The 23,711-nt window shown below is 40.7% G+C and carries 15 protein-coding genes; 8 read left to right on the forward strand and 7 right to left on the reverse strand.

The genetic code is table 11. From position 1 onward, the window contains the following. Positions 1–432: 432 nt before the first annotated feature. The 6 genes from L4C37_RS19945 to L4C37_RS19970 are packed head-to-tail and all read left to right on the forward strand — an operon-like array spanning position 433 to position 7,751. On the forward strand, positions 433–1,071 hold the full coding sequence (locus tag L4C37_RS19945; RefSeq protein WP_429769619.1) for a TnsA endonuclease N-terminal domain-containing protein: 639 nt from the start codon (positions 433–435) through the stop codon (positions 1,069–1,071). After that, positions 1,061–3,238: a Mu transposase C-terminal domain-containing protein gene (locus L4C37_RS19950; RefSeq protein WP_429769621.1), complete on the forward strand. Its 2,178-nt coding sequence runs from the start codon at positions 1,061–1,063 to the stop codon at positions 3,236–3,238. Before L4C37_RS19945 ends, L4C37_RS19950 begins: the two co-directional genes overlap by 11 nt. After that, on the forward strand, positions 3,228–4,622 hold the full coding sequence (locus L4C37_RS19955; RefSeq protein ID WP_429769623.1) for an ATP-binding protein: 1,395 nt from the start codon (positions 3,228–3,230) through the stop codon (positions 4,620–4,622). Before L4C37_RS19950 ends, L4C37_RS19955 begins: the two co-directional genes overlap by 11 nt. After that, on the forward strand, positions 4,615–5,529 hold the full coding sequence (locus L4C37_RS19960; protein WP_198596183.1) for a TniQ family protein: 915 nt from the start codon (positions 4,615–4,617) through the stop codon (positions 5,527–5,529). The genes L4C37_RS19955 and L4C37_RS19960 overlap by 8 nt, the downstream gene beginning before the upstream one ends. A gap of 4 nt (positions 5,530–5,533) precedes the next feature. Next, on the forward strand, positions 5,534–7,126 hold the full coding sequence (locus L4C37_RS19965; RefSeq protein WP_429769626.1) for a TnsD family Tn7-like transposition protein: 1,593 nt from the start codon (positions 5,534–5,536) through the stop codon (positions 7,124–7,126). 1 nt (position 7,127) lies between these two features. Continuing rightward, the gene (locus L4C37_RS19970) at positions 7,128–7,751 is read left to right on the forward strand and encodes a hypothetical protein (RefSeq protein WP_429769628.1); all 624 of its coding nucleotides are present in this window, start codon (positions 7,128–7,130) and stop codon (positions 7,749–7,751) included. Between the two features lie 285 nt (positions 7,752–8,036). On the opposite strand, the gene L4C37_RS19975 is transcribed toward L4C37_RS19970, so the two are convergent. Beyond that, entirely contained in the window at positions 8,037–9,686 is a 1,650-nt protein-coding gene (locus L4C37_RS19975; RefSeq protein WP_429769630.1) for a UvrD-helicase domain-containing protein, read from the reverse strand. Further along, positions 9,683–11,377 carry an ATP-dependent nuclease gene (locus L4C37_RS19980; protein WP_429769632.1) on the reverse strand — a complete coding sequence of 565 codons (1,695 nt, stop codon included), beginning with the start codon at positions 11,375–11,377 and terminating at the stop codon, positions 9,683–9,685. Before L4C37_RS19980 ends, L4C37_RS19975 begins: the two co-directional genes overlap by 4 nt. A gap of 226 nt (positions 11,378–11,603) precedes the next feature. Here L4C37_RS19980 and L4C37_RS19985 point away from each other — a divergent pair, with 226 nt between their 5' ends. Continuing rightward, entirely contained in the window at positions 11,604–14,402 is a 2,799-nt protein-coding gene (locus tag L4C37_RS19985) for a hypothetical protein (protein WP_429769634.1), read from the forward strand. A 145-nt stretch (positions 14,403–14,547) separates the two neighbouring features. Here the strand turns inward: L4C37_RS19985 and L4C37_RS19990 are convergent, their stop codons facing one another. The 5 genes from L4C37_RS19990 to L4C37_RS20010 all read right to left on the reverse strand — a co-directional run bounded on the left by L4C37_RS19990 (position 14,548) and on the right by L4C37_RS20010 (position 22,520). Beyond that, positions 14,548–15,723, reverse strand: coding sequence for a hypothetical protein (locus L4C37_RS19990; RefSeq protein WP_429769636.1), 1,176 nt, complete (start codon positions 15,721–15,723; stop codon positions 14,548–14,550). 301 nt (positions 15,724–16,024) lie between these two features. Then, on the reverse strand, positions 16,025–16,885 hold the full coding sequence (locus L4C37_RS19995) for a DUF7281 domain-containing protein (RefSeq protein ID WP_429769638.1): 861 nt from the start codon (positions 16,883–16,885) through the stop codon (positions 16,025–16,027). Further along, positions 16,885–18,123: a hypothetical protein gene (locus L4C37_RS20000; RefSeq protein ID WP_429769640.1), complete on the reverse strand. Its 1,239-nt coding sequence runs from the start codon at positions 18,121–18,123 to the stop codon at positions 16,885–16,887. The genes L4C37_RS19995 and L4C37_RS20000 overlap by 1 nt, the downstream gene beginning before the upstream one ends. Further along, positions 18,124–18,765, reverse strand: coding sequence for a hypothetical protein (locus L4C37_RS20005; protein WP_102550647.1), 642 nt, complete (start codon positions 18,763–18,765; stop codon positions 18,124–18,126). Next, a complete protein-coding gene (locus L4C37_RS20010) occupies positions 18,762–22,520 on the reverse strand; it encodes an ATP-binding protein (protein WP_429769642.1) in 3,759 nt (1,252 codons plus the stop codon). Before L4C37_RS20010 ends, L4C37_RS20005 begins: the two co-directional genes overlap by 4 nt. A gap of 284 nt (positions 22,521–22,804) precedes the next feature. On the opposite strand from L4C37_RS20010, the gene L4C37_RS20015 reads away from it, so the two are divergent. After that, positions 22,805–23,671: a BrxR family helix-turn-helix transcriptional regulator gene (locus L4C37_RS20015; protein WP_372288179.1), complete on the forward strand. Its 867-nt coding sequence runs from the start codon at positions 22,805–22,807 to the stop codon at positions 23,669–23,671. Positions 23,672–23,711 lie beyond the last annotated feature (40 nt).

A 23,711-nucleotide genomic window follows, 5' to 3' on the forward strand; every position in this document is an offset into this window, starting at 1 on the left:
ATATTAAAGTCACTAAAAAATATGTAATTATTTTGAACAATCTCGATTATCATATTGAATATGAAGGATTTTCTTTTATACCAGACCTTGATTTTAATTTATTTAAGTTATAATAAATCCTTTTATAACAACAACTTAAATGAAAAATAAGTTGGACAGCCTAGTCATGAACTGCTACTTATATATTAGTCACTAAGGATTAATATTATGAAACCAGTCTTACAACCAAGCATCACAAGACGTGAACTAAATAAATTAAGAAAACACTTAGGTAAAATTAAAAATGGAACCTATTAGCCTTTTATTACAGTTAGAAGATCTAACAGTGTCGGTTTATCGCATATTTTATTCAGCCATAAGACTAATCGTTGTCATCACCTATTTAGTTTGGGCGAGCTCGCGCTATTCCTCCATCTAGAGCATGATCCTGATGTGTTAGACATACAAGAACAGTATCCACTACCGATCAATGAGACACTTTCATGCGCTGAAAAGCTGAACTATCGTCACCCAGGGAAATACAAAGAACGAGATGGCAGAGAAATCCCTGCTGCAACGATGACCACAGATTTTGTTGCCACAATTCACGATGTTACAAGCGGACAACTTTATATTAAGCCATACAATTACAAGCCAAGTTCAGCTTTGAGTACTGAGTTCGAGTCTCCGCAAAAAGTAAAGCGAACCAAGCAGAAGTTCAGGATAGAGCAAATGTATTGGGGTCGTCACAACCATCACCTAATTCAGGTGACAGAAGAAGATTTAAACCCTAATAAAACATACAACCTTCAATGGCTTAGAGAGACATATCACCACGTCAGGAAGAGTCAAATTGACGGTCATCTATGCCAAGGAATGCTAGAAACCCTCAGCAATTGCTTATTAAGCAATCCTGAATTTACTCTCAAGCAATGTCTGAGTTTCTCCGCGTCAATCCACGATGTTTCTGAACTTGCCGCTCTAGAGATCTTTCAACACTTGGTCTATTCAAACCAATTAAATGTAGATCTGAACGAACGCATAGAAGTTTTTCGCCCTGTAATCATGATTTCGAAGCACGATGAGAATTAATCAAAAATTAGTCGATGGCAAAAAGGGGCTTGAATATCTCATCGTAGATATGTGCCAAAACCTCGACATGATTGCTGTCACTCAACTCAATGTTGAGCGCCCAAAAAGGCCTCATACGCTTTCGCTGAGTGATACGTTGAGTCAAATAGAGCTAGGCAAATGGAAAGTGCTAAAGCATTCCTTTAGCCCTTACCTATACATGTCAGACGAAGAGTTACTGAAAGACAAAAAGCGCAGTAAATGGTTAAAACGTAGAGACAACAGCTTCCACATCATTGCCCCGCTAGTCGATAACGACGAACTACGTTACAACTATCTATTTATCGATAGCAGTTCAATCCTAGATCGTTTGATAAAAAAATCGGGGCGCAGTCGTAGTTATGTAGCAAAGATTTTAAATCGTTATTGGTATTACGGTTCTCATATCAATGCTCTACTCCCTCTATGGAGAAACTGTGGAACGAATCAGTCTTTACCTGAATCACCATCATTTGACCAAGCCCCTGAGTTAGGCAAAAGTGGCCCCAAAACCAGGTATGGAACGCCTTATCGTGGAGTCACTCAACAAGATATTAAAAATATTCGACGATTTGCTAAAACCATTCCAAACGGCGGAAAAGTCAGGTTGAGTGACCTTTACGATCAGTTTACACGCAAGTTCATGTATGCACGGGTTAGACCAATGGTTGAGGGAGCACATGAAATAGCTTTACCCGTTCCAAGAGCCAAGCTCATTTCACGAAACACCTTTAACTACCATTTTAAGCAAAACGTTGATCAACTTGAATTGATTCGGAAGTCTGTCGGTACAGTCAACTACCAAAAAGACCATCGAGGCCGATCAGGTCTTGCTCGACAAGGCGTCCGTGGGCCCACGAGCCGTTACGAAATAGATGCAACAGTTGTTGATCAATACATCCGTTACCCCTATGACAAAACCAATCAGTTAGCGACGGGACGCCCTGTGATCTATCTAGTTGTGGATACGTGGTCTGGCATGTTTGTTGGCACTCATGCTTGTTTTCACGGCCCTGATTGGACAGGGGCATCACAATCCCTTTTCAACGCGTTTACCAACAAAGTCCAGTTTGCTAATCGCTATGGCGTTGAAATTACTGAAAACGAATGGCCATGTCACCATGTCTGCTCTCAGTTAGTCATGGATCGAGGCTCCGAGTATACAGACCGTAATATTGAAAGCATGCTCAAAGGGGAAATTGGCTTATCAATCGCCAGCTTCGCTCCGTATCATCGCGGCGATTGCAAAGGCACCGTCGAAAAAGCGTTTGATATCTTTCATCAAAATGCAGTTCGATTTGTGCCTGGTCAAGTTATGAAAGTGCCCTGCAAGGAGGAACAACACGCTTCTAGAAAAGCGTCGATGTCCTTCGAAGCGTTCATGGAAAAGCTCATAAGGACAATCATTTATACCAATAATAACCGCCTGAGAAAGAACAACCATAACTTTGAGATGTCTCGAGATGATGTTGGTTTCTCTCCTAGAGACTTATATCTCTATGGGCTAGAAGAAATGATGATCCCGCCAGCTCAGATACCTGAGGAGCAACTTCGTTTCGCATTGCTACCTGCTGACAAGGCGACTGTGAGAATGGAGGGCGTTTACTTTAAGGGGCTGTATTACAGCTCTAACAAAATCATTCAGAAACAGTGGTTAGACAAAGCTCGTAATTTTGGTCGATACACAATAGAGGTTCGATACGACCAAAATTCAACGAACTTAATTTGGTGTAAAGACCTTGAATCTAACGAACTAATTACTCTAGAACTCACTGACCGCTCTGAAGCGTATCGTAATCAGATTTGGCAATCGACCCTGCATGAAATCGAATTAACCAAACAAAAACAAAGCCTTCATGAAGAGCATTCATTCGCTAACAAAATTGAGTTCTTAAACAAACTGGATGAAATCGATAAACAAGCAAAAGCTGACGCTAGATTCCTAAAAACATCGTCAGCAAAGTCTATCGAGATTGGTATTAAAAAACGAAAGAATATTGTTTCTTCAATTGAACGTAACAAACAATCTGAACAAATAGCAGCAACGTTAAGTTACGAAGACATCGATAGTTCGACCGCTAAAAAGAAAACCCAACACTTGGAAACACCTGATTTTTTTGACTTAGATGATGAACAAGATGATAGCTAATTATACACCTCACCCTAACTCTCAGATGGCAAGAAATCCTTTGATTGAAGCGCTTGGAATGCCATTGCTACCTAAACAATTTATACAGGCAACAACATTATCTCCTGACATGTTGATTGATATGAGTTCACTCCCTACTGAGCATCATGGCTACTACACCAGAACATTCATTGATAACCTATCTGAGTGCTATGTTGTTCAGGATGAAGCCCCTCGCCTTTATGACACCGTATTTCGCATGATTGAGCGAGGCTATATCTACCGCAATCCTTTGGTGTATGGCGATATTAAACAATTGCAATTTGCCGACTCTATTGAAATACCTGAAGGGCAAGAACGCACTCTAAAGCAAACAGCAAATCAGCAAAGCTTTTTGGTTGCGGGTCTATCAGGTCGCGGCAAGTCTGCGATGGTTGAAAGCATCCTGTCAGCCATTCCTCAAATCATTTCTCATCAAGAGTATCAAGGGAAAAGATTCATCTACGAACAGATTGTCTGGCTAAAGGTGGATATCCCAACAGCGAGAGGCCAACGGGCATTGCTATGGAGGATCCTTGAGTCTATTGATAGTGTAACGGGAGAGAATTATTACGAATCACATCAAAAAAGTTCAGTCACGGCGCTAATGATTGCTGTTCGTAAAGCTTTACTCATTCATGGAGTTGGGCTTATTGCTCTAGATGAAGCTCAAAACCTATCAGAGACTCGACAGTACGAAAAAGTCGGTAACAACGAAAATGCCACACTAAAGTTCGTTGAAGAGTTGTTTAACAAGGTTGGTGTACCGCTCCTATTGGTCGGGACATTATCAACACTCAATCTATTTTCCAAAGAGATGACCTCCGCTAGGCGCATTGGAAAAACAGGTTCGCTTATCTTAGAACAATGTGATGTTGAAAGTTCTTTTTGGAAACGCTTCATTAAACAAATGTGTCCTACACAATTACTCAAGAATCAGACAACTGACACCGATACTCTAACGCGTCATATACACTACCTGTCAGCAGGAATACCTGCCATAGCAAGTAGTTTAATAAAGGCCACGTTGTCTTATCTGACCTATCTAACGCCAAGCAATCAAGATCTGAGCATAGCTGCATTAAACCATGTATTTAAAGAACAGTTTATCCTGGTTTCAGGAGCACTGACGGCTCTAAAGCGTGGTCAGTTCCATAAATATGAAGATTGTATTCCTTTGTCTCAACTTCACTCGGTTCAAGAGGATTTATCTCCCTACGGCGATTCAAATTTTGGCAGTGACCAAATCAAGAAGCAACCCACTAAAAGCTCTCGCTCTGCCGTAAACCTATCTGAAAAAGATCAAGAAATGCTTGAGAGCCTTACTCCTGAAACTCTTTTAGCACAGGCTCGCAAGTATGAATAACATCTTAAACTTGCTTCCCCACGAACATCTGAGAAGTTATCTTCATCGGATTCATATTATGTCTCCATTTGGTACTTTTAGTACTACAGCACGACGTTTAGGGCTCGAAAAATTTAGTTCTTCTCCAGTGACAGCGTTCTCAGATCTCGACTTCTTACTCATGGACACTTTAAATAGTGATAATCGTACTATTTGGAAAAAGCATTTACACGGTAACGTCATTGAGTCTTTCCTGAACGAACATGAGAAAAGACAAGTTCCGTTGTTTCTGATAGGGAAACAATATGACATTGAATTTATACACTCGCAAACAGTTCACAACCGCACATGGCGTTACTGCAAAGACTGCATAGAAGAAGATCATGACACGTATGGTGTGGCATATTTCCATCAACCACATCAACTGCAAGGTGTGTTTCACTGTTACAAACACGGTTCAAGACTTATCAACGCCTGCTCTTCATGTGATTACCGCTTGAAGAACATCAGCCGAATGCCAACACCAACTTTAGCTTGTCCAAAGTGTGATTCCAACATGACATGTCAAGAATTGTATTCTGATGAAACAACGCTGAAGGTTGAACGGCTAATGATTGCATTAAACAATGGAGAACTCGCCCTAGACCTTGAATCCGTGCAACAAAATACGTTGGCACACATGGGATTTACGCTTGAGCAAACTGAAACGTTAGCTTTTAAGAAAGCTTGTGGCGATTGGTACAAAGAGATTTTCATGACTCTAGGGAAAAGCGCTCTAGAGCAGTACTTCTCGAATACGAGGAAAGTAAATGATCACATAATTACTCCTACTATGAGGACTACACGCCTATTTTTATCGACTTCAACAAACAGATTTAGTCCACCACTGATCTACATTCTCATGCTGGTCGCTACAGGACAACTATAGATCTATGTACCTGCACGAAATAGCTGGAGAAGCCTTTTATAGTCTAGTTGCGCGACACCACGCAGCCTCACCAAGACGCTCGCTACGCGAAAAAAACCGAGATCTCCTAGGGCGCACGGATGTTCGCATTAACCCCCAGCTTCCTTGCATGCTCGAACAAGTTGCCAAACAGACCTCAATAGACGCGGAAAGGTTGTTGTTTAACGGTACTTGTTTCCCTGTTGTCGGCGCTTGCCTTCAAGATGACAAAAGCAAAGCAAGACTTAGATGGCACATGTTGAGTAATGATGGCAGTCACATCGCTGCTGTATCACGTACCGCTTGTTCTCGGTTACGGTTTAGCAGCGCACTAAAGCTCTGCTCACGATGCCTAGAGGAAGATGCATTGAAATATGGGCATGGTATTTGGCGTACCGTACATCAGTATTACGGTATGTTCGTTTGTCCAAAGCATGCATGTTGGCTGCAATATGCACCGACAAATGCCGATGGTCTTAACAAACGCATTGAACTACCACCAACACCTTACGATAGATGTTTCCATGGTTCTGATCTGTGTTTAGAACGAGCGTTGAGGTTGTCACAATTCATCAGTAGTTGGCATCGATATGAATGCGAACGTCGATTCGAGCATCTTGCTACGCCCTCTCACTCATCTTGGATGGGTAAGGCCCATTTGTTAACTCCGAAAGGACAGATCAGGCAATCAGAAGCAGTCAATCGTCTACAAGACTTTTGGGCTCCTCTATTTGCTGGTGCAAAGCTACTGCCTTCGAAGCTATACCAATTTAATTTCTTAAGATTCCTTCTCTTTAATGGCCACTACAACCATTACATACAGCATGCATTGGTTGGTGCTTCCTTTGCGAAGAACGCCAAGTTTTATCTTCAACAAACTGAGCAGGCCTCAAATTATTGCAATCGGGAATCATCTAAACCTCGTGTCTGTCTATCAGAGCTGACCTCAGGAAACTCGCTTCGTTCTGTCGCCAAGGCGACAGGATATTCGGTGGGCTATCTAGCAGCCCTAGCGCAGCGAAATGGGATAACGGTTAATCATCGATTCAAACGACTAAGCAACTCGCTAGTCGATAGGATAATAAGGCTCGCATTCCGTGGACTTCACCGACGAGATATCGCGAAATTATGTGATGTTAGCGTTGGAACCGTAGAACAAAAAATCAACTCAATATCAGGCTTAGCCACTTGGAGAAAGCGACTCTGGTTTTGTAAGAAGAGATATCAATGCCGACAAGATCTCAAATCGATCATTTGCCAGAACCCAGCAATAACTCGAACAGAGATTAAGCACCTCAGCAGTTGCTACATTTGGCTATTTCGATATGACAAAGATTGGCTAAGCCAGCACCTACCAAAAAGAGTAGCTCCCACGTTTCACCCATCTATCGACTGGAATCAGGTGGACAAAAAGCTCGCTAAACAAATTAGGAAGCAGGTAAAGAGCGCTAGCTCCGTGTCGCATGTAGAGAGACAAATGGACTCACAGCATTCGTTAATTAAAAACAGAAAACGCCTGCTGCTATCAATTGGGCAGGCAGAACAGATCGTTACTAATTCAAAAAATAAGGAACAGTAGAATGACGTTATTCGGTACATTCCGACCAGTTCATGAAACTCACGCAGTTAAACCTCACTTACGTGATATTTCAATGTTTGTAACTCTAAATGGTGCAAAGCTCTACCCACGAGAGCAGTTTAATCAGAATGGAGACATTCACCCTTATCTAGCGCCACGCCTAAATCTCATAAAGTTAACTAAGCGTCATAACGCGGTAAAGTGGTTCCTTACCCCCAAAACTTACCAGGTTTGGGATTATAAAGTGCTCCCTGACTATAAAGAACTTATTGATAAGCGGCTTAACCACCATCTAAACGCACTAGAATTGTTTGAGCAAAGCCATAACTATCTAACTGCTAGCCCTGAATCACTCCTCAAACAAAATGACAACGGTAAACTATTCAACATGTTCTGTGATTACATGTGCACGTTTAACGCAGTTTCCATTGAGAGCAGAGAGATACCAACTACTGAGTGGGTTGCTTGGTTTGCTGAGGTGTCCCGCATTTATCAACAGACTGAAGAATACAAGAAAAAGCAGAGACAGCATAAAGCGGCTATCGCTGACAGCAATATCATCAAAGATGATTACGACGATGAAAATGATGTGTTCTACAATCGACATTACCAAGAGCGCGGGTGACCTGAAAAAGTAGGTTCTGGTGGAGCCTTTAGAAGCACCAGTAGTCTTGGCGCGTATACAACTGTGACTTAGACAGTTACTACAAGTTGGTATCAGCAAAAGTGCGAAGCCATAAATACGTCATCGCCAAAGCCTGTGACTTGGTCAATATCGCGTTCTTTGAGAACTGGCTGACACCTGGTGAGCACAGAACTTAGAAAAGTAATGTTACTATCTAACGCCCACTTTAACCTATTGAAGAGAGGGCGTCAGAGTTAGATATATAACTCAACTTAATCGCAAAATTCACGAAGGAAGTGCATTCGTGTACAAGCCATTTAACTGAGACAAACCTAAGAAATATGAAGGCGCTGAAGTTTTTAACTCTCCTTTAGCATTCTCGCGCAGCTCACTTTGACATAGAACACAAAGTTCTTCTGCGCGTGTAATTCCTACATAATGAAGGTTAGTTTCCTGTTGTAAGTCAGGATATTGCGGAGGATCGTTCCAATTTCCAGTATACTTTCGGTAAGGGAAGTTCCACTCTTCCAAACCGAAGTGAAGTACAACTTTAAACTCTAATCCTTTCGACTTGTGCAATGTCATAATTTGCACTTCTTCACTATTTATTGGCTTGTATGATTTTAGTGCTAAATCATCCGACAGTATTTCAGCGAATGCTTCTAACTCTCCATACTGTACTTCCAAGTCAAATAACGCCGCTAGCTCACCAGCAATGGAAGCTAGCCGTTTATGGTCTTCTTCTTGCCTCAACCTACGAACTTGGCCTCTCCCGAAACTACTTTGGCGACGAACATTGAATGGTTTGGTTCTAGCAAACTTATCACATACTTCCTGTGCACTCACAATTTTACCGTACTTATACTCAAGTAAAGCGGTCATAAAATCTGAAGCCGTGGTACCTATCGCATCTAGTTTATTATCGACATACAACCTATTTGGCACCCCTAGATTCTCAGACATTAACTTCAGAGTTTTTTCGGTTTTAGCCAATATGGCAATGTCCGCGGCCCTTTCTACTTTAAATTCTTTTCCAGCTATCCATTTGTTTATTAAGCTCGAAACTGTTGAAGAACATTTCGGCAGCCATCCATCAAGAACTAAACGAACGACGCGCAAATCACCTTCTTCATGCTCTACCAAATTACACTCAGGTCTTTTTAGACGGCTGGCATAGTTAACAATTGAAGGATGACACCGATGATTCAAATCAATCTCAAAGTGCTTGAAACCTGAACCTTTGTGAGTCAGCCCCTCAAGTAGTTGGGGGTCACCTCCCCTAAAAGCATATATCGATTGATCGTTGTCACCGACGGCAATTCCTACTAATCCGAGTTCAACGAGCTCAAGGAACAACTCATGCTGAGCGAAGGAACTATCTTGGTATTCGTCAACAAATACATGTGTATATCTGGCCTTTATGTATCTCCTTGCGCCCTCAGAGTTTTTCAATACAAACAACGCTAGCCCTGAAAAGGAGGTCATCCAAAGCACATTTTGTTCGTAAAGAGTCCTAAACCCACCATCATTCATTACGTCTTCAAAAGTAGGAGCCTGATAGCTCTTACTTAGTTGTGAGCGTTGACCTTCAGACAGTTTCTTCACTAGTTCGCAGTCTTTAACTTGCCCACCCCACAACCTAGCTAAAAAAGGAGCTATCAATTCGCTGAAGCAAAAACCATCTATGGTGCCAAAGAAGCTAGCTTTTGTATCATGCCCGTTTGCTTTACATTTTTGTCTAAGCTCTGTACTCGCCTTGTTGGTAAAAGATATTCCGATAACACCTTTATAATTTGGAAGCATTGGAGTCAAAGCACGAACTTTCTCTTTCACAACTGTTGTTTTTCCGCTACCAGGGCAGGCCGTTATTACGGTACTACCATCCTGATAAATGACAGCGTTTTTTTGTTGGTCGGTTAGCTTCAAAATAGTCATTCCTGAACTGTCTCAATCAATGCTATTAATGGTTTAGCAATGTTACTGCTAGCTAAATCGCTCATATTTCCACGCAACGCGATCACTAATTCCCGCATTCTGACTGCTTTCTTATCTTGCAAATATTTTATAGCAGCAGTCGTAGATCTCTTGTTGAGTGCTTTTAAAGTTGGCCCCTTGAACTCACTCACTAAGTCTGTTTCGAGGTCGACCCTAGAAAGAAATACATCATACCTTTCAAGTTTATCACTTACCGCTTGCCAGTCAGATTCGGGCATGTCACAAGGAGCTAGCTCAACTTCAGAGTGCTCCCACTTTTCTTCATTAATGATAGAGAGACATCTATTGACACCTGCATATTGCCAAAGATCCTTTTTTGGCACTTTCGAAATATCATTGTCAGTCCTCATTACAACAGGAATATCTAGTCCTTCTAAAATATCGATGAACACCCTAAAGTCGACTCCATCAACCGAAAGTATCGATAAGTTTAGAAAATCTAAGTCATGGCCAAGTCCCTCAGCGAGTGCATGATAAAAAATGACCTCTGATGGCCCTTCAACTAACAACACTCCGTTAGAAAAAAACGTCTCTGCTGGAATGATGCTCATGCGATACCCCATCCCGTCCCATGCTTCGCTAATTCGCTCTGAACAACCATCAGCAGCAGCCCATGTTTCTCCATCCTCAACATAGAGCCTTACAATTGAGTCAGGACTAAAACCTTCTGCAATCTGTGGAGAGTGAGTAGTGATGATTGTCTGACTATTTAACTCTTCAACAAGATAATTGGCTAATTTCCTTTGTTGATGTGGGTGCAAATGAGCTTCAGGTTCTTCGATCACATAGAACACTACACTATCGTTTTCAGCGTTTTCTCGGCTACTCCGAGATTTCCATAATGCCAATAGTATCTGGTTATTCCTTCCATCCCCCCCAAGGAGGACGTCGGAACCATTAGTGTTCGCCCCCAATTGTAGCTTTTCAATGAAGTCACCTACCTGTATAGCTCCAGTATCTAATTGAACCTCATAGTCACTATTGTGGTGTGCAAGTTTTTTGAGCTCTATGTTGACTTCATTTGTTGCTGCTTCTACATATTTCAGGCCTGACACTTTCGTGTTCAAGGACTTCAAGTCGCGACTTATCTCTGCCATTAGAGCTTCATCGGATTCTGCTTCAGTTTTTAGTAAAGACTGTTGGGCATACTTCAATAATTGTTTCTTTTCTCTTTGAATGAATTTATCTAAATCCCTTTTTGACTGAACATACTTCAAGTTCATACATTTTAGGTACTTGCTCCGAGGGAAGTCATCAAGTGACTCTATTGATTCACCCATTAAGATTCTCGGTTCGAGGTTATCTCTGCTTGCTCGATACTGTAGATATACCTCTCCATTGTCACTAACACATCCTTTCAAGGTAGAGAGCACCGATTCCTCTACCACCTCGTCAAACTTAATGGTAATAGCAAGCTCTGTGCTTATAGCTTCTTTGCCGATATGAAAATCCAACTCGGACGCTTCAACATCAGCCTCAGAGAAGCTTCTATCAAGTAGAAGCCTAAGAGCATGAAGCATGTTTGATTTGCCTACATCATTTGCTCCGATTACGAGGGTTTTCTCGTTGAAGTTAATATCGGTATCTTCGTAATTACGAAAACCCTGTAAATGCATGTTTGAAATTTTCAATCGTTCACCTTACATCCAATCTAAACTGTCACAACACCAAACAAATACACAATCAGGCGCTGAGCAACAAAACTCGAAAAAGAATATCAAAAGGTATAAAGTGGAGTAAAAACAAAGATCACAAAACCAACGCGAACTGCGCAGTATATAAGCACCCATAAGGATTATTTGGGTTCATCACTCCAATTGGTGCTTTGGAATTCATCAAGTTCTGGGATTTCTTGCCATGCATGAACATATAAAGAAACGAATAGTAAAAGATCTGATAGAAGAAATTGGGAATCTCGATGACCGAGATATAGAGCTTGTTGGTAACAATTTCATAGCGGTTAGCGAAGGTCAACCGATGATACATCACGGCCTTAACAAAGATTATAAACCCGCCAACTACACTGTAGACTCCTTTTCGGACGATTTTACAGTAGTAGGCGAATATAGCACAGACAAAAACTACTTCACTCATAAAGGGACAGCTAAGTCCCCTACTTTTGAAAAGATCGAAAATGATGTAAACCACGCCGTCACTCATGCAGCGAAATGTGTGCTCAAAAAAATATATCTAATAACGAATCAAGAAGAGCCAAACTCTTTTAGAAAGAAGTTCAACACCACTGATTTTGCAAAGCGCCATTCGCACCTTATATCATTTATCGATGCTAGAAGGCTCTCCATAGGCATTTACGAACAATCAATTAGTAACCCTAACATCGCGGATTTCTACAAACAATTCTTCCCTTTGTTCTCTTTAAATCTAGATAACTATGAATATTATGGAAAGTTGCCACACCTTTGCCAAGGGCACATTCGGGATGACGCCGTCTTAGATAAAATTATAACTCATGTAACTCAGAAAAATCCGATATGTGTTCTCTCTGGTCTTAGTGGTACGGGAAAGACTCAAACAGCAATTGATTTTGTACACAAGTGTACAGAGGACTTCCAAAACTATGTGTGGATAACAGGTGACGACTGGTCTGAAAACAAACCGTTGAGTAGCGTTCAGCGCTCAAGGGGAGGAGCACCTGTAAACATTGCTGGACTATTTAACTCCACAAAAACAATCTTAATAATTGATAGTTTAGAACGAGTTATAGATGAAACCGCCTTTAATGAATTAGCTGAGGGATTCAAGAAAGGTAGTATTGTTTTGATGACATCGCAGTTAACACAACCTTTGTCAGATATATACCTTCCGATCCCGCAGTTCTCCCTGCAAGTTGCATATGCGATTTTGGGGGAGTCTTTTCAAACATCTACATCAGATTGTGAAAAGTTTGTATCCAAATGTCGTTTTTCACCTTTGATATTGTCCATGGCAAGAAAACTTGCAGAGAATGAAGGCATAAGTAAATCAGATATTTATACAGAGATACAACAAGATCCAGAACTGATCGATGACGACAGTGGCAAATCTATAATTAAGAAAATCTTATCAAGACTAGAACCTAAGACGCTTAAGTCACTGACCAAAATTTCTAATTCAGGGCAAAACACTCACGAAATACAATTTCTAAAAAATTACATAGGGTTTCTCAACCTAAATACCCTGCAAAAACTTTCTTTGCTTGTACCGACCAAAGTGCCTGGTGTATTGAAAGTTCACGATCTAGTCGCTCAGTCGGTGATTGAATCCATCGATATAAGCGGGATAGCCAAAGATGTTGAAGATTTTGTGGCTAAGTTTAAGGGTGATATGACTCCCAGTGTCATTCGTCAAATACATCTATGCTTTAAACCTTTATACCAAGAGCATATAAAAAGAGGGCCCCGCTCCCCTGACTGGCTTCACTATTCGATACTTCAGTGTGAAAGTGATAGAAAAACAGAACTCTATGATGGCTTACACCAATTGCCTTTAACATCATTTACTAGATTGGATTTACCTTACCTAAAATGTGTTATTGATGCGAAGGAAATTCATTCCTATACAATTTTCGACAAAGCTGAGCGGACGAGCTTTTACAAGACCTGTGCAACTTCTTATGCCAACCTAATAGAAACGACCTCCGATGAAGACTTACGAGCTGAGCTTCTTCACCATCAAGGGAAAGCCCTTCGCAGATGTGGAGAACTAGATGCAGCATTAGCATCATTTAATAAACTACTAGCATTAAAACCTGATTGGCACGCAACTCATGGTCAAATAGCTCATCTAGGTAGCCAGCGAGAGGCTAGACCAGAAATTAAACGAGTAGGTGAAAAGTCAATGCGCATTTTAATTCAGGAAATGCTTAATGACTCCGCATCTGTTCCACTACGAGTATCCTTAGCAACTATCGCGCGCCTGAGATCTTATTTTAATGTGAAGAATGATGTCAATTCCCAGAAAGACTCTGTAAGAAAGCTCGCAAATATAATTGCACTATCAGCACTTGAAGGGCTTGACCAATTTTATGAAGGGTTTGTTTCATTTACCTCTTGTTTTGGATACAACCACAGTGAGCAATCGCTGTACATCGCTGAGCTCGTTCCAGAGATAACCGTTGTTTCTCCTGTTCAAATTGATGAAAGGCAATGGTTGAGCGCCTGCGAAGCTTTTACCAATGCTGCTATTGAAGCTGATCGGGAGAACAAAATATCTATGCAAGAAACTTTAAACGAAGCTAGCCTGCGTTTTGCTGATGCATTAAGTAATTACCCTACGCTAACCTCATTTACAGCTAGAGGGGTCGCAAAAGCTTACACCTCTGCTAATGTTCCCAAAAAAGCGATAAAAACTATAAACAGGATAGACGAAAACGAAAGAAACCACTGGCTTTTATATGAACTTGCAAAAGCTTACCTTGAAGATGAACAGAATGAGTCAGCGTTAAGAACCGCGAAGGAGTGCTTTAATCAAGCATCCAAAGATCGAAATGGGATAAGTCGAATATCTATTTACCATGAACTATTGAGTAAATGCTACGAGCAATGCGGTTCCCCAGTGAAGGCATGGCAGCACTGTAAGAGAGCATTAAGAAAATGTTCAAATCCAAAATACAGAGAAGCTATCGATAATCGGCTAAAAACATTAACAACAGTATAGGGTGCTCATAAAATGACAAACTAAAGCAACTTTGTTCTTAACAATCAGCTTGTTTTGTAAAAGGCGATTGATGGTGGTGAACTCTCGGGCACATAGCTCCAAAAAGCCTAATAGATATGTACCACCTCTATTCGTTACAGTCTTATCAGGATATGCCAAGCATTAAAGCAATTTCACTATGTACAAAGAAGATAATAGAAAAAACTTCATTTAATGATGCAACAACAAGATTAGGTAGAAAAACCATAGTTGCTATAAAGGCATACACAACCCAGTTCTTAATCTGGTTCTTCTTTTTTTCAAGCAAGGCAGTATTTCGAAATCTTTCAAGTGCTAGCGCCTGGTTATCTATCTCTTCTTGCTTCCTATCCTGCACACGCTGAAGTTTTTGTTCAGATGAGTCAACTTCACTCTTTAACCTTTGAGTTCTGGCTCTCTCAGAGTTCAACTCATTCGAAAATAACTTTACTTTTGAATCAGACTCCTCAATTTGTTGCTCCAACAGACTTTTCTCTTCATGGAAATCACTGATTAATTTACGTACTACTTTGTGGTGAACCCTTGTAGATATTGGATTAACAATAAGAGTTACGTATATACCTTCTTCAAAGTATGAAATGAGATCATTGATATGCTTTTCTACTAATTCAGGGCCCCATAGGCGCTCTTCTGGCCAATCTGGTCTTTCAGCAGGGAACTGACGAAACGTATCATTCTTTATGAATAATTCGAGTACTGGTATATTGTGAAACATGAAGTCTTCTATCTTGTAAGATTCACAACCGTGCTTGTACTTAACTTCGATAGCCAGCTTGCCCCCCCATTGATCATACATTTCATGATCTTCCTCGAAAGTGCAAAGAACATCAGGGTAGTACGTCGCGCTATTGGGTAAGTTCAAGTAAGGCTCTTTCCGTATAGAGGTGAAGTCAAATTCCAAAGGCTTATGTTTACAGTCACCAACAAATATGAATTTCATGTGCTGCATTCTTGAAAGAGCTTCGACTGCACACTTATGAGTCATCGATTCATCATAACCTCTATCAATATCCAACTCAGATTCACCTTTATTGTAACGCTCGAACTGTTTATTTACTGTATGAACTTTAAGCCGATACCTATCATCTGGGTTAGGATGCAAGCTCATATAGTGCCTTTTCTTGTGCAGTTTGCGATTGTCTTTGGCTATTCGTATAGCCTTCTCTATACTAACAAGGCTATGCTCTCCTGAAATGTCATCTTCTTGGTAATAGCCTACGCTACCATCTTCAGAATACCGCTTTACATACGCTTTCTTTGGTCTAACACTTTTTAATGACATACCACCCTCCCCTAAAAACTGTATACATAAACAGTATCTGGATACATTTCAATTTCAAGACTAGTTTTCATCGATTAAACAAATACATGCTACTCATCTCAAAGTTTCTAGACCATAGTGATAGATCTATCTAGATATTCAGTTAGCACGCGCAGTAACATTTCTACTGACCAAGCTTTTGTGTAATGAGAGTTATGACGACTGATAGTTTTCAACTTACATATCTGTGATCAAGAACCCAAATAGACAAAAGTGAACCAGTTGGTTCGCCTTTTTGTTGAGTGTAATTTACGCCTAGTAACTACTTGAGAGGGAGGCTCACTAAAACGCACTGATTTCGGATCAAGTGCTCTTGCGTAATAGCCAGTGTATTCTTCTCAATGAAGGCTAAATGCTTTCGCATTGATGCGCTGACATCTCTGTTCTTGAGCCTATCAAGCTGTTCTAGTTGCTTCAAAAATTCATCTAGCTTGTTGATACTTTGGAACAACTCCAGATTTTTGACAGGTACAATCCAATGATGTTTATCATTACTTAGTTGGTCGATCATATCTAAGCCTGCTGGATCGTAATCAAAGAAAAAACCCACCTCAACATCATTGTTGTCAAAGCACTCAATCATAGTAGGTAGGTCTTTTTGGTTCTTTCCGTGACCACGGTAGACGAGCACTGCGGATTGCCATTCCGCAGGTAAGGAGTGTACGACATCTCTCCATTGCACAATAAGCTCACCATTTTCAATAATGAGGACACGGCTAAAACGCTGGAAATCAAGGTCATCCAATTCTACAGAAACAATATAGCTAGCTTCTTTCGGTACATCTGGCTGGTTCTTTAACGGGATATTCACATTACCAGCTAAGCTAATTAGCTGCTGAAACACACCACCTTTAGCTGATTTCTCATTAATACTAGGGCCTGCTGCATCCAACCTTGAATTACTACACTGTTGAAAGGTCAATAAATTTTGCCCCAATGCAGAAGTAAAATAATTATCAATTTCCCTCAATTCGGAGCGGGATACGAGAATTGAATTGCCACTAACAACCCCTACTTCCACGAGTCTGCAAACTTCAGTATTGGACTTGTTGGCAGATATCCTCTCCCTAGAACTGGCAACAATCCTCTTAGCTGCATTAATTAACGATCGAGATAACATCATTAAGCACCACCGATTGCTTCAAAAACAATGTCACTAATAATCACATTACCGTCATAAGGAAGTATTATTTCTCTTTCTTCCTTAATTTGGACAATGCTCTTCAAACCAATTTTTTGCGCACTAATGTATCCATCGACCAATAAAAGCCAGTCTTCTAATTCTATATTAAGGTCAAACATCATATAGCTTTGCGCAGCAGACAGAGGGAGAATGTTCAGATCAGCTTTAATAGCCTCAAACATTAATTCCAACGCTTCGTCTACCTCATTAAGTTCAAACTCTTCCTCATCTTCACGGACATCCATGACTTCGATACTGTCTAAATCTGAAACTTTGCCTTTTTTCCTCTCACCGCTAGCAAGAGCCCTTACAGCCAAATCAATTAAGTCATCAGCTTGAATATCACTGTTAGTATTTCCGTAGGCTCGTACTTCTGTTTCCGAAACATGAGACAAGCAGTCAGGCAAACATTCAATGGAATTTATAGATGGCGAAAAGGTTTTGTCTTCTTGGAACTTAGCGGCAAAAACATCAATAATGCGATTAAGCTTGGAAGATTTCTTATCTCGCTGAAGCTTTGCCAACATATCGACCATTTTTTTGTTTGATACATTTAAGTCCTTCAATGCTATATCGATTTTAGATTTAAGTAGCTTCAAAAGAATTCGCTCAAGGTGAATGTCTGTTTGCACCCACTCTCTTAACTTTTTCACACTTAAATGCTCGAAGATACTATTGATTCTACCGATCTCACGTTTGCATCGACCGATTTGACGAATTTTGTCATCAACATCAGTGACCATGCTAAATTCATCCGCAACGATCCTATGAAAAGAAGATACGGTCTCAACCAAGGCGTCATTTATCTCGACCGTTATCTCTCGAATTTCATCTAAGTAGTGTTGTTTTTTATCATCATTGAAGTCCTTAACTCGTCGGTAACTGTCAACGGCATAATCCAAGTTTTCAATCTGGTTAGAAAACTCACCATGACGCTCTCTGAATCTATAACGACTAGTTACCCTATCCAGTAAACGTTTAACAGACGAATGAACTTGGACTCCATGCTCATCATCTAAGTGATATACCAACTGATGTTTTGTAAGCGCTGCAATTGCAGCTTTATTGCTTTCACTATGATGAAGTACTCCAGCATGCTCATAGCAAGCCTCGTCTACTACCTCAGTATGAGTACTCAGCGCTCGTACAGCTTCTTTTGACTCCACCTGTCGAGACATCTAAATTAACCCCATTTGAGTATCTAGTTGGTTTTCAGCATCAGCTTCGATTTCCAGCATCCCTTCATTAGTAGCGATAAACTCCAAAGTCTCATAAAGCAGCGACCATTTCGCTGTAGCAATAAAAAGAGAACCAGTTGAGGATGGAGATACAAAATATCCTTCTTGGACAAGGTAATCTAAGATCGACCGCAGCTTCGTTTTACTCTCTTTGCTTTTATGAGCTCTTTTAAGTTTATGTGCAATATGATCAAGCTGATTTTGAAGAGAGTTACTTTCCTCTATTGCTGCGAGTAACTCTGACTCCGATAGTTTGCCACCAGCCATTATAGGTCTTGAGTCTGAGTCAATATTTCGGGCTAGCTTTAGCCAAGTTATTATCCCTTCCATTGTCTGCGAAAAAACTTCAAAGTCTTTTAGTACTTCGTTTTTCTTACGAGTGTTATCTATGTTCTCGTATCCACAGTAAAAACCTAGCCCGTCTTGTGTTTCGACTGTTGTCATACTTATTCGAGACAAGTATTGGTTCATGTCACTTCGATTTCTGGTATCGGATAAATATGTGAACTCAATAGGAGTCGCATACTCACAGATCACTTTTTTACTCATGAGCAGTCGGAAAACCGATTCGAACTTATTCATTCAACCACCTCTATAGACTGATTTTGCTTCGACTCAGAAAGCAATGGATTGACTTTGCTTCTACGTCCGCCAATAAACGATTTAACACCTACATTCTTCACTATGTGATTTTTAGTCGCGAAGTATTTGTAAGTGGCTGGATGCAGATCTGGCTGAGCAGTGAACAAGCAAATACCTTTTTGAGCCATCATGTCGAATAAAATGGCCAGGTTAGAAATAGAGATTTTCCCTAATTCGTCTAGCGGCCAGTGAATAACAACGTCTTCATCCTGGCACAAGAATCGAGTCATCCCACAGAAAACAACGATAATAGCTAGTTTGGAAATCCCTTCGGAGCCGACCTTTTCTAGATCTTCATCATTTCGAACCACTGCTGGACGTCCATTCTCAACAATCGTTATCTCCATCTCGACCAAAGACTCTAGGTTTTTAGATATCTGAGCCTCTTTAAATGAAGCCAACAATTGCTTGAAAGAAGCAAGAAACGCTTTGGAAGGTAGACCTCTTGAGGTTTCGCCTGACCATTTATCCAACTCGAGGCTAAAGAGATTGAGGTCTTTCCAAAGATCAAAAGTATGGATCTTGCTTGATAGTTTGATGTGTATGCTGTCGATAGCAGGGAAAGGATTGCCTGTTTCAATCGACTTGTCCAAAGTGCTCGAAACTGAATCTACTTTACTGTTCACTTGTTTAAGGGTTTGGTGGTAGTTAGAAACCTGAGTCGAGATTGAACGAAGAGTTTCAATTTTAACGTCCCTAACATCTGGAATCACGTTTAGGACAAGCTCTTCAAGGTCTCCCAAGCAAGCAAGGGAAAATTGAGGACTATCGTAGTTGATAGCATATTCATAATTTTCTGAAAGCTTCGTCATGGTCGCAGAGCGCATCTGCTCCCACATCATTTTTATTTCATTGTTGTCGTCCAATCCTAAGATTGTGTTACTTACATCTTTTACTTTACTAACGATTTCTTTCTTAAGCGTGTTAATAGCAGTGATTTTGTCTGTCACTAAACTTACGGCATGCTCAACAGAATGAAATTCCGAATCTACAGAGACATCCTCTACGTTAGCTAAATCTGATTCATCCACCGCTTTTTCTAGGCTGTTAGTACAAGTAGTAAGCTTCGCTATGGCCTCCTTGACTGTAATGAGACCTTCTTCATATGACTTGATTGAAGACGATACTTCATCAATTCTTTTGTTTACCGACTTCTCATAGTCGTCTCTCTTCGATTCACCTCCCGTGATCTGTCGATCTAAAACCAAAATTTCAGAATTGTAGCTATCAATATATTTCCATTCTGATTCTAGCCAAGTGTCATAGTCGTGAATTAAAGCTTGAAATGTTTTTGTTTCCTCACATTGGCGTTCGAGAGATTCCCACTTCGACTTGGCTCTTTCGATACTGACTGGATCTACTCCTTTACTCATCAAGGCTTGGTTGAACGCTAACTTGTAGTCACTAACTCTGTCTGAAATTATCTTTTCTTTATTTTTGATCAGCTCATCAATAGCACTTTTTTTCGCGTCCTCTTCTGACAAGCGATAATCGAAGTTAGCTTTCACCTGAACACGCTCTTGTTGATGGCGCTGTTCTTCGTTTTCGAGTTTTTCTTTCAGCTCAAACTTAATGGTAAAAAGTTCAGACTCTAGTACGCTTTTCTTTTTCTTAACTTCAGATGTACGACTTTCAGCATCACTTTCAAACTGGACTGTTTTTTGATCTTTTAGGAGATTGAGCTTGCTCAGTTCTTCCTCAAAGACTTTTGTTCTTTGACTTTGAATTTTTATTTCTTTGTGAAGCTTATCTGCTTCTTGCTCATCACTTTTGGCTCTGCTCTTCGCTTTACCTTGCCGAACTTCTACTTCTGACTCCTTGATTTTTAGAGTCTCTAATCGCTCTGAAAGCTTCTCTTCACTCAGACAGAAATCAGGAAGTGCGATTGAATCCAGATCCAAATAGAGACCAAAAATCGACTCCGTAGCTTCTGGGTCGAAAAATGGTTTCAAGTTTTTCGCATTTAACAAACTAGGAGTGATTACTTTGCCTATATTGCCGCGCCAATCAGGCACTTTTTGATCTAGGTACTCGTTGAGCGATCCTTTTGCTGGCAATAATGCACGACTAACAGAAACTATTTCATCTGAAATTTCTTTTAATTCGCTAGTACATGTGTGGTAAGTAGAAAGACTGCTCTCATGATTTTTCTCTGCCTGACGTAGTTGCTCATTCAAATGAATTACTGCATTGTGAGAAGCGTTAAGTTTTTCACGCTTACTCTCAAGATCACTTTCCAGACTACGTAATTCGCCTTTTTGTTCTGGTGTGAACTCTAAAGACTGCCCTTCTAGAATTGCAAGTCGGAATTGTTCTTGTCTTATCTTGTCAGACTGTTCATCGAACTCATCTTGCAACTTTTTCTTTTGAAGGTTGAGGTCACTCTGCATCGCCTCTAAACGGTCGTTTTTTTGCTCGAATATATCTTCCTTAGTGTTAAGTATGCTATTGATTTCTTTTTGCTTACGGGAGCGGAAATTAGCACATTCGAGTTCCAGTTTTTGTACCTGACTGTTAAACGTACTTTCTTCGGTTTCTACGTCTTCCAGTAAGTTGTCGTAATGTTTCTTTGCAGATTCTGCTTCCTTCAGCAAGTCACTCAAGCTATTGTAAAGCGTGATTTTCCCTAAAATATCATCCTCGTTCTCGTACTTGTCACGCTTATTGTAAATAGCATCAACTACTTTGGATTTCCTTTCAAACTCAGTCCGATGAATGCTTAACTCAGTATCAAGCTTTTGAAGTCTATCTTTCCTCTCACTGACCAGAGAGCCGTGCAACTCCTTCTGCGAACGAATTTTGTCAGACAACTGAGTGTCATTTAATGCCAGTTGACGCATATAAGAAGCGATTTGAGCTCGATAGGAGTTTAGTTGCTTTATGTACTCATCAAGGCTGTCTTTACTTGCAACTGCTTCATCGAACTTGCTCTTTTTAGTGTCTAGTTGAACAAACACATCTAGGCTATTTGCTAGGTTGATATACTCTTTCTTATATGGGACATCGTCCATCGATGTATTGTTCAAGAAACAGTCCACAATCATCGTCTTAAAACGACTCAACATTTTCTTGTGGCGCATCATTGTCGCCGTCAAAATGTCGATATGATTCATGTTATGGCTCGCAGAACACAACGAGTACTCATGAGCGATTGCAACTAAGTTTTTACCCGTACTACGTCTTTGGGCCAAACGCTTTTTATTGTTTAAAATTACTGAGCGGTAATCGACACTAGTTTCAATTTGCGAACTTACTGACATTGACTGAGACACAAGGTTTTTAAGCCATGTTCGAGTTTCACTTCCTTGCTTAATTAGCTCGTCGTACAAATGCTGAGAAAACAATTGTTCAGCGGTTCCTGTCAAAAACCTATAAGCGACACTGGAGCCATTTCGATACATTACAGAACACTTTCTCTCACCAAGCTTTTCATATTCGAACACGATGACAGATTTTGGGGTGGGCAAGTAGTAATCAACAAAGGAAACTTTATCCGCTTGTCTATCCACCAGCTTACTCGGATCGGCTCCATAGAACGCTGGAAGTAAGCTTAACAGAGTGGATTTACCAGCTCCGTTATCACCCGTATTGTTGCTATGCCCGATAGCCTTGACCTTGAATAGTTTCCCAGGGATAAATGAGTGGAAAAGTACGATCCCTAATAGTTTTGAGCTTTTTGTTTCAGATTTATTCATTTCTTTCATCACAGTGCGGCAGAGATATTCTCAACCCCTCGGTTAGTGAATGATCTACAACAAACTTACTGACTCGGCTGCCACTAAGTGAGTCCATTATTTGTGCTTCCAACTTCCACCAGAGTTAAGAGGCTGCGTTTAAGATAGAAATGCCTCAACACCCAAAAGAGCCAAGTGTATCGTGTCTACTAGCGGTCAAAGAATCAACTAGTGTCATATTACACTGGAATCAAATGATTCGTTAGAGTAAATTAGTACAGTTCATTTTGATAAGGGTAATCATTATGCGTTGTGTCGAATCTCCACAAACCAAACGACTAAGGCTTATTGATTTCTATCTCTGCTTCTTTGGGAAAGTGAATCGCTCCGACCTTATTCAGCACGGCGATATTGCCGTTGCTACAGCAAGCCGTTCTTTTAACGCTTACAAGGAACGTTTTTCCGACAACACGGTTTTCAACGAAAGCCTGCGTGCATATATGAGGTCAGCATCGTTTAGTCCAGCTTTTGAGCATGACCCAGAAGCTGCTCTGAGGTTAATCGCATGGGGTCAGGAGCTTAACTCAATTCCAGTAACAACTTATGGTGTGATCAGCTTCGCGACAGTGTTGGATTCACTATCCATTGATATCGTCTCTCAAGTCACAAGGTCGATCCTGAATAAGCACTGTATTTCTGTCCTGTACAGTTCCTCAACTAGCACCGAGACTAGAACCCTTACGCCTCATTCTCTATTCAAAGGACTTGGGGCTTGGCACATCCGTGCTTGGGACAGCAAAAGACGTAAATTCCTGTGCTTTAGAATCAGTCGAATTCTTAAGGCTCAGCAAACTGACTGCTCATACGACAAGACTATAAAGGACGATACTCTTTGGAACCGTGATGTCGTCTTAAGTGTTGCACCACACTCTAAGCATGAAAATAGAAATGACTTAGCCATTGATCTTGGTATGGAAGGTCAATACGTTCGAAACATTACAATCAATGAGGCGTTAGCGGGCTACGTGCTCAATGACCTTCACGTAGACTGTACGCCTGATGCTTCTTTGCCGCCGCATGCTTTCAACTTGCAGTTGATGAATAGGCACGAGCTAGAGCATGTTGACTCTATTCGAGCCCTAGTACCTGGATTTAAATCAGGAAACCGATGACCATCACTAAACACCAAATTAGCGTATAGACAGCTATACA

The sequence above is a fragment of the Vibrio kagoshimensis genome, assembly GCF_050337535.1.
GTDB classification, from domain to species: domain Bacteria; phylum Pseudomonadota; class Gammaproteobacteria; order Enterobacterales; family Vibrionaceae; genus Vibrio; species Vibrio gallaecicus.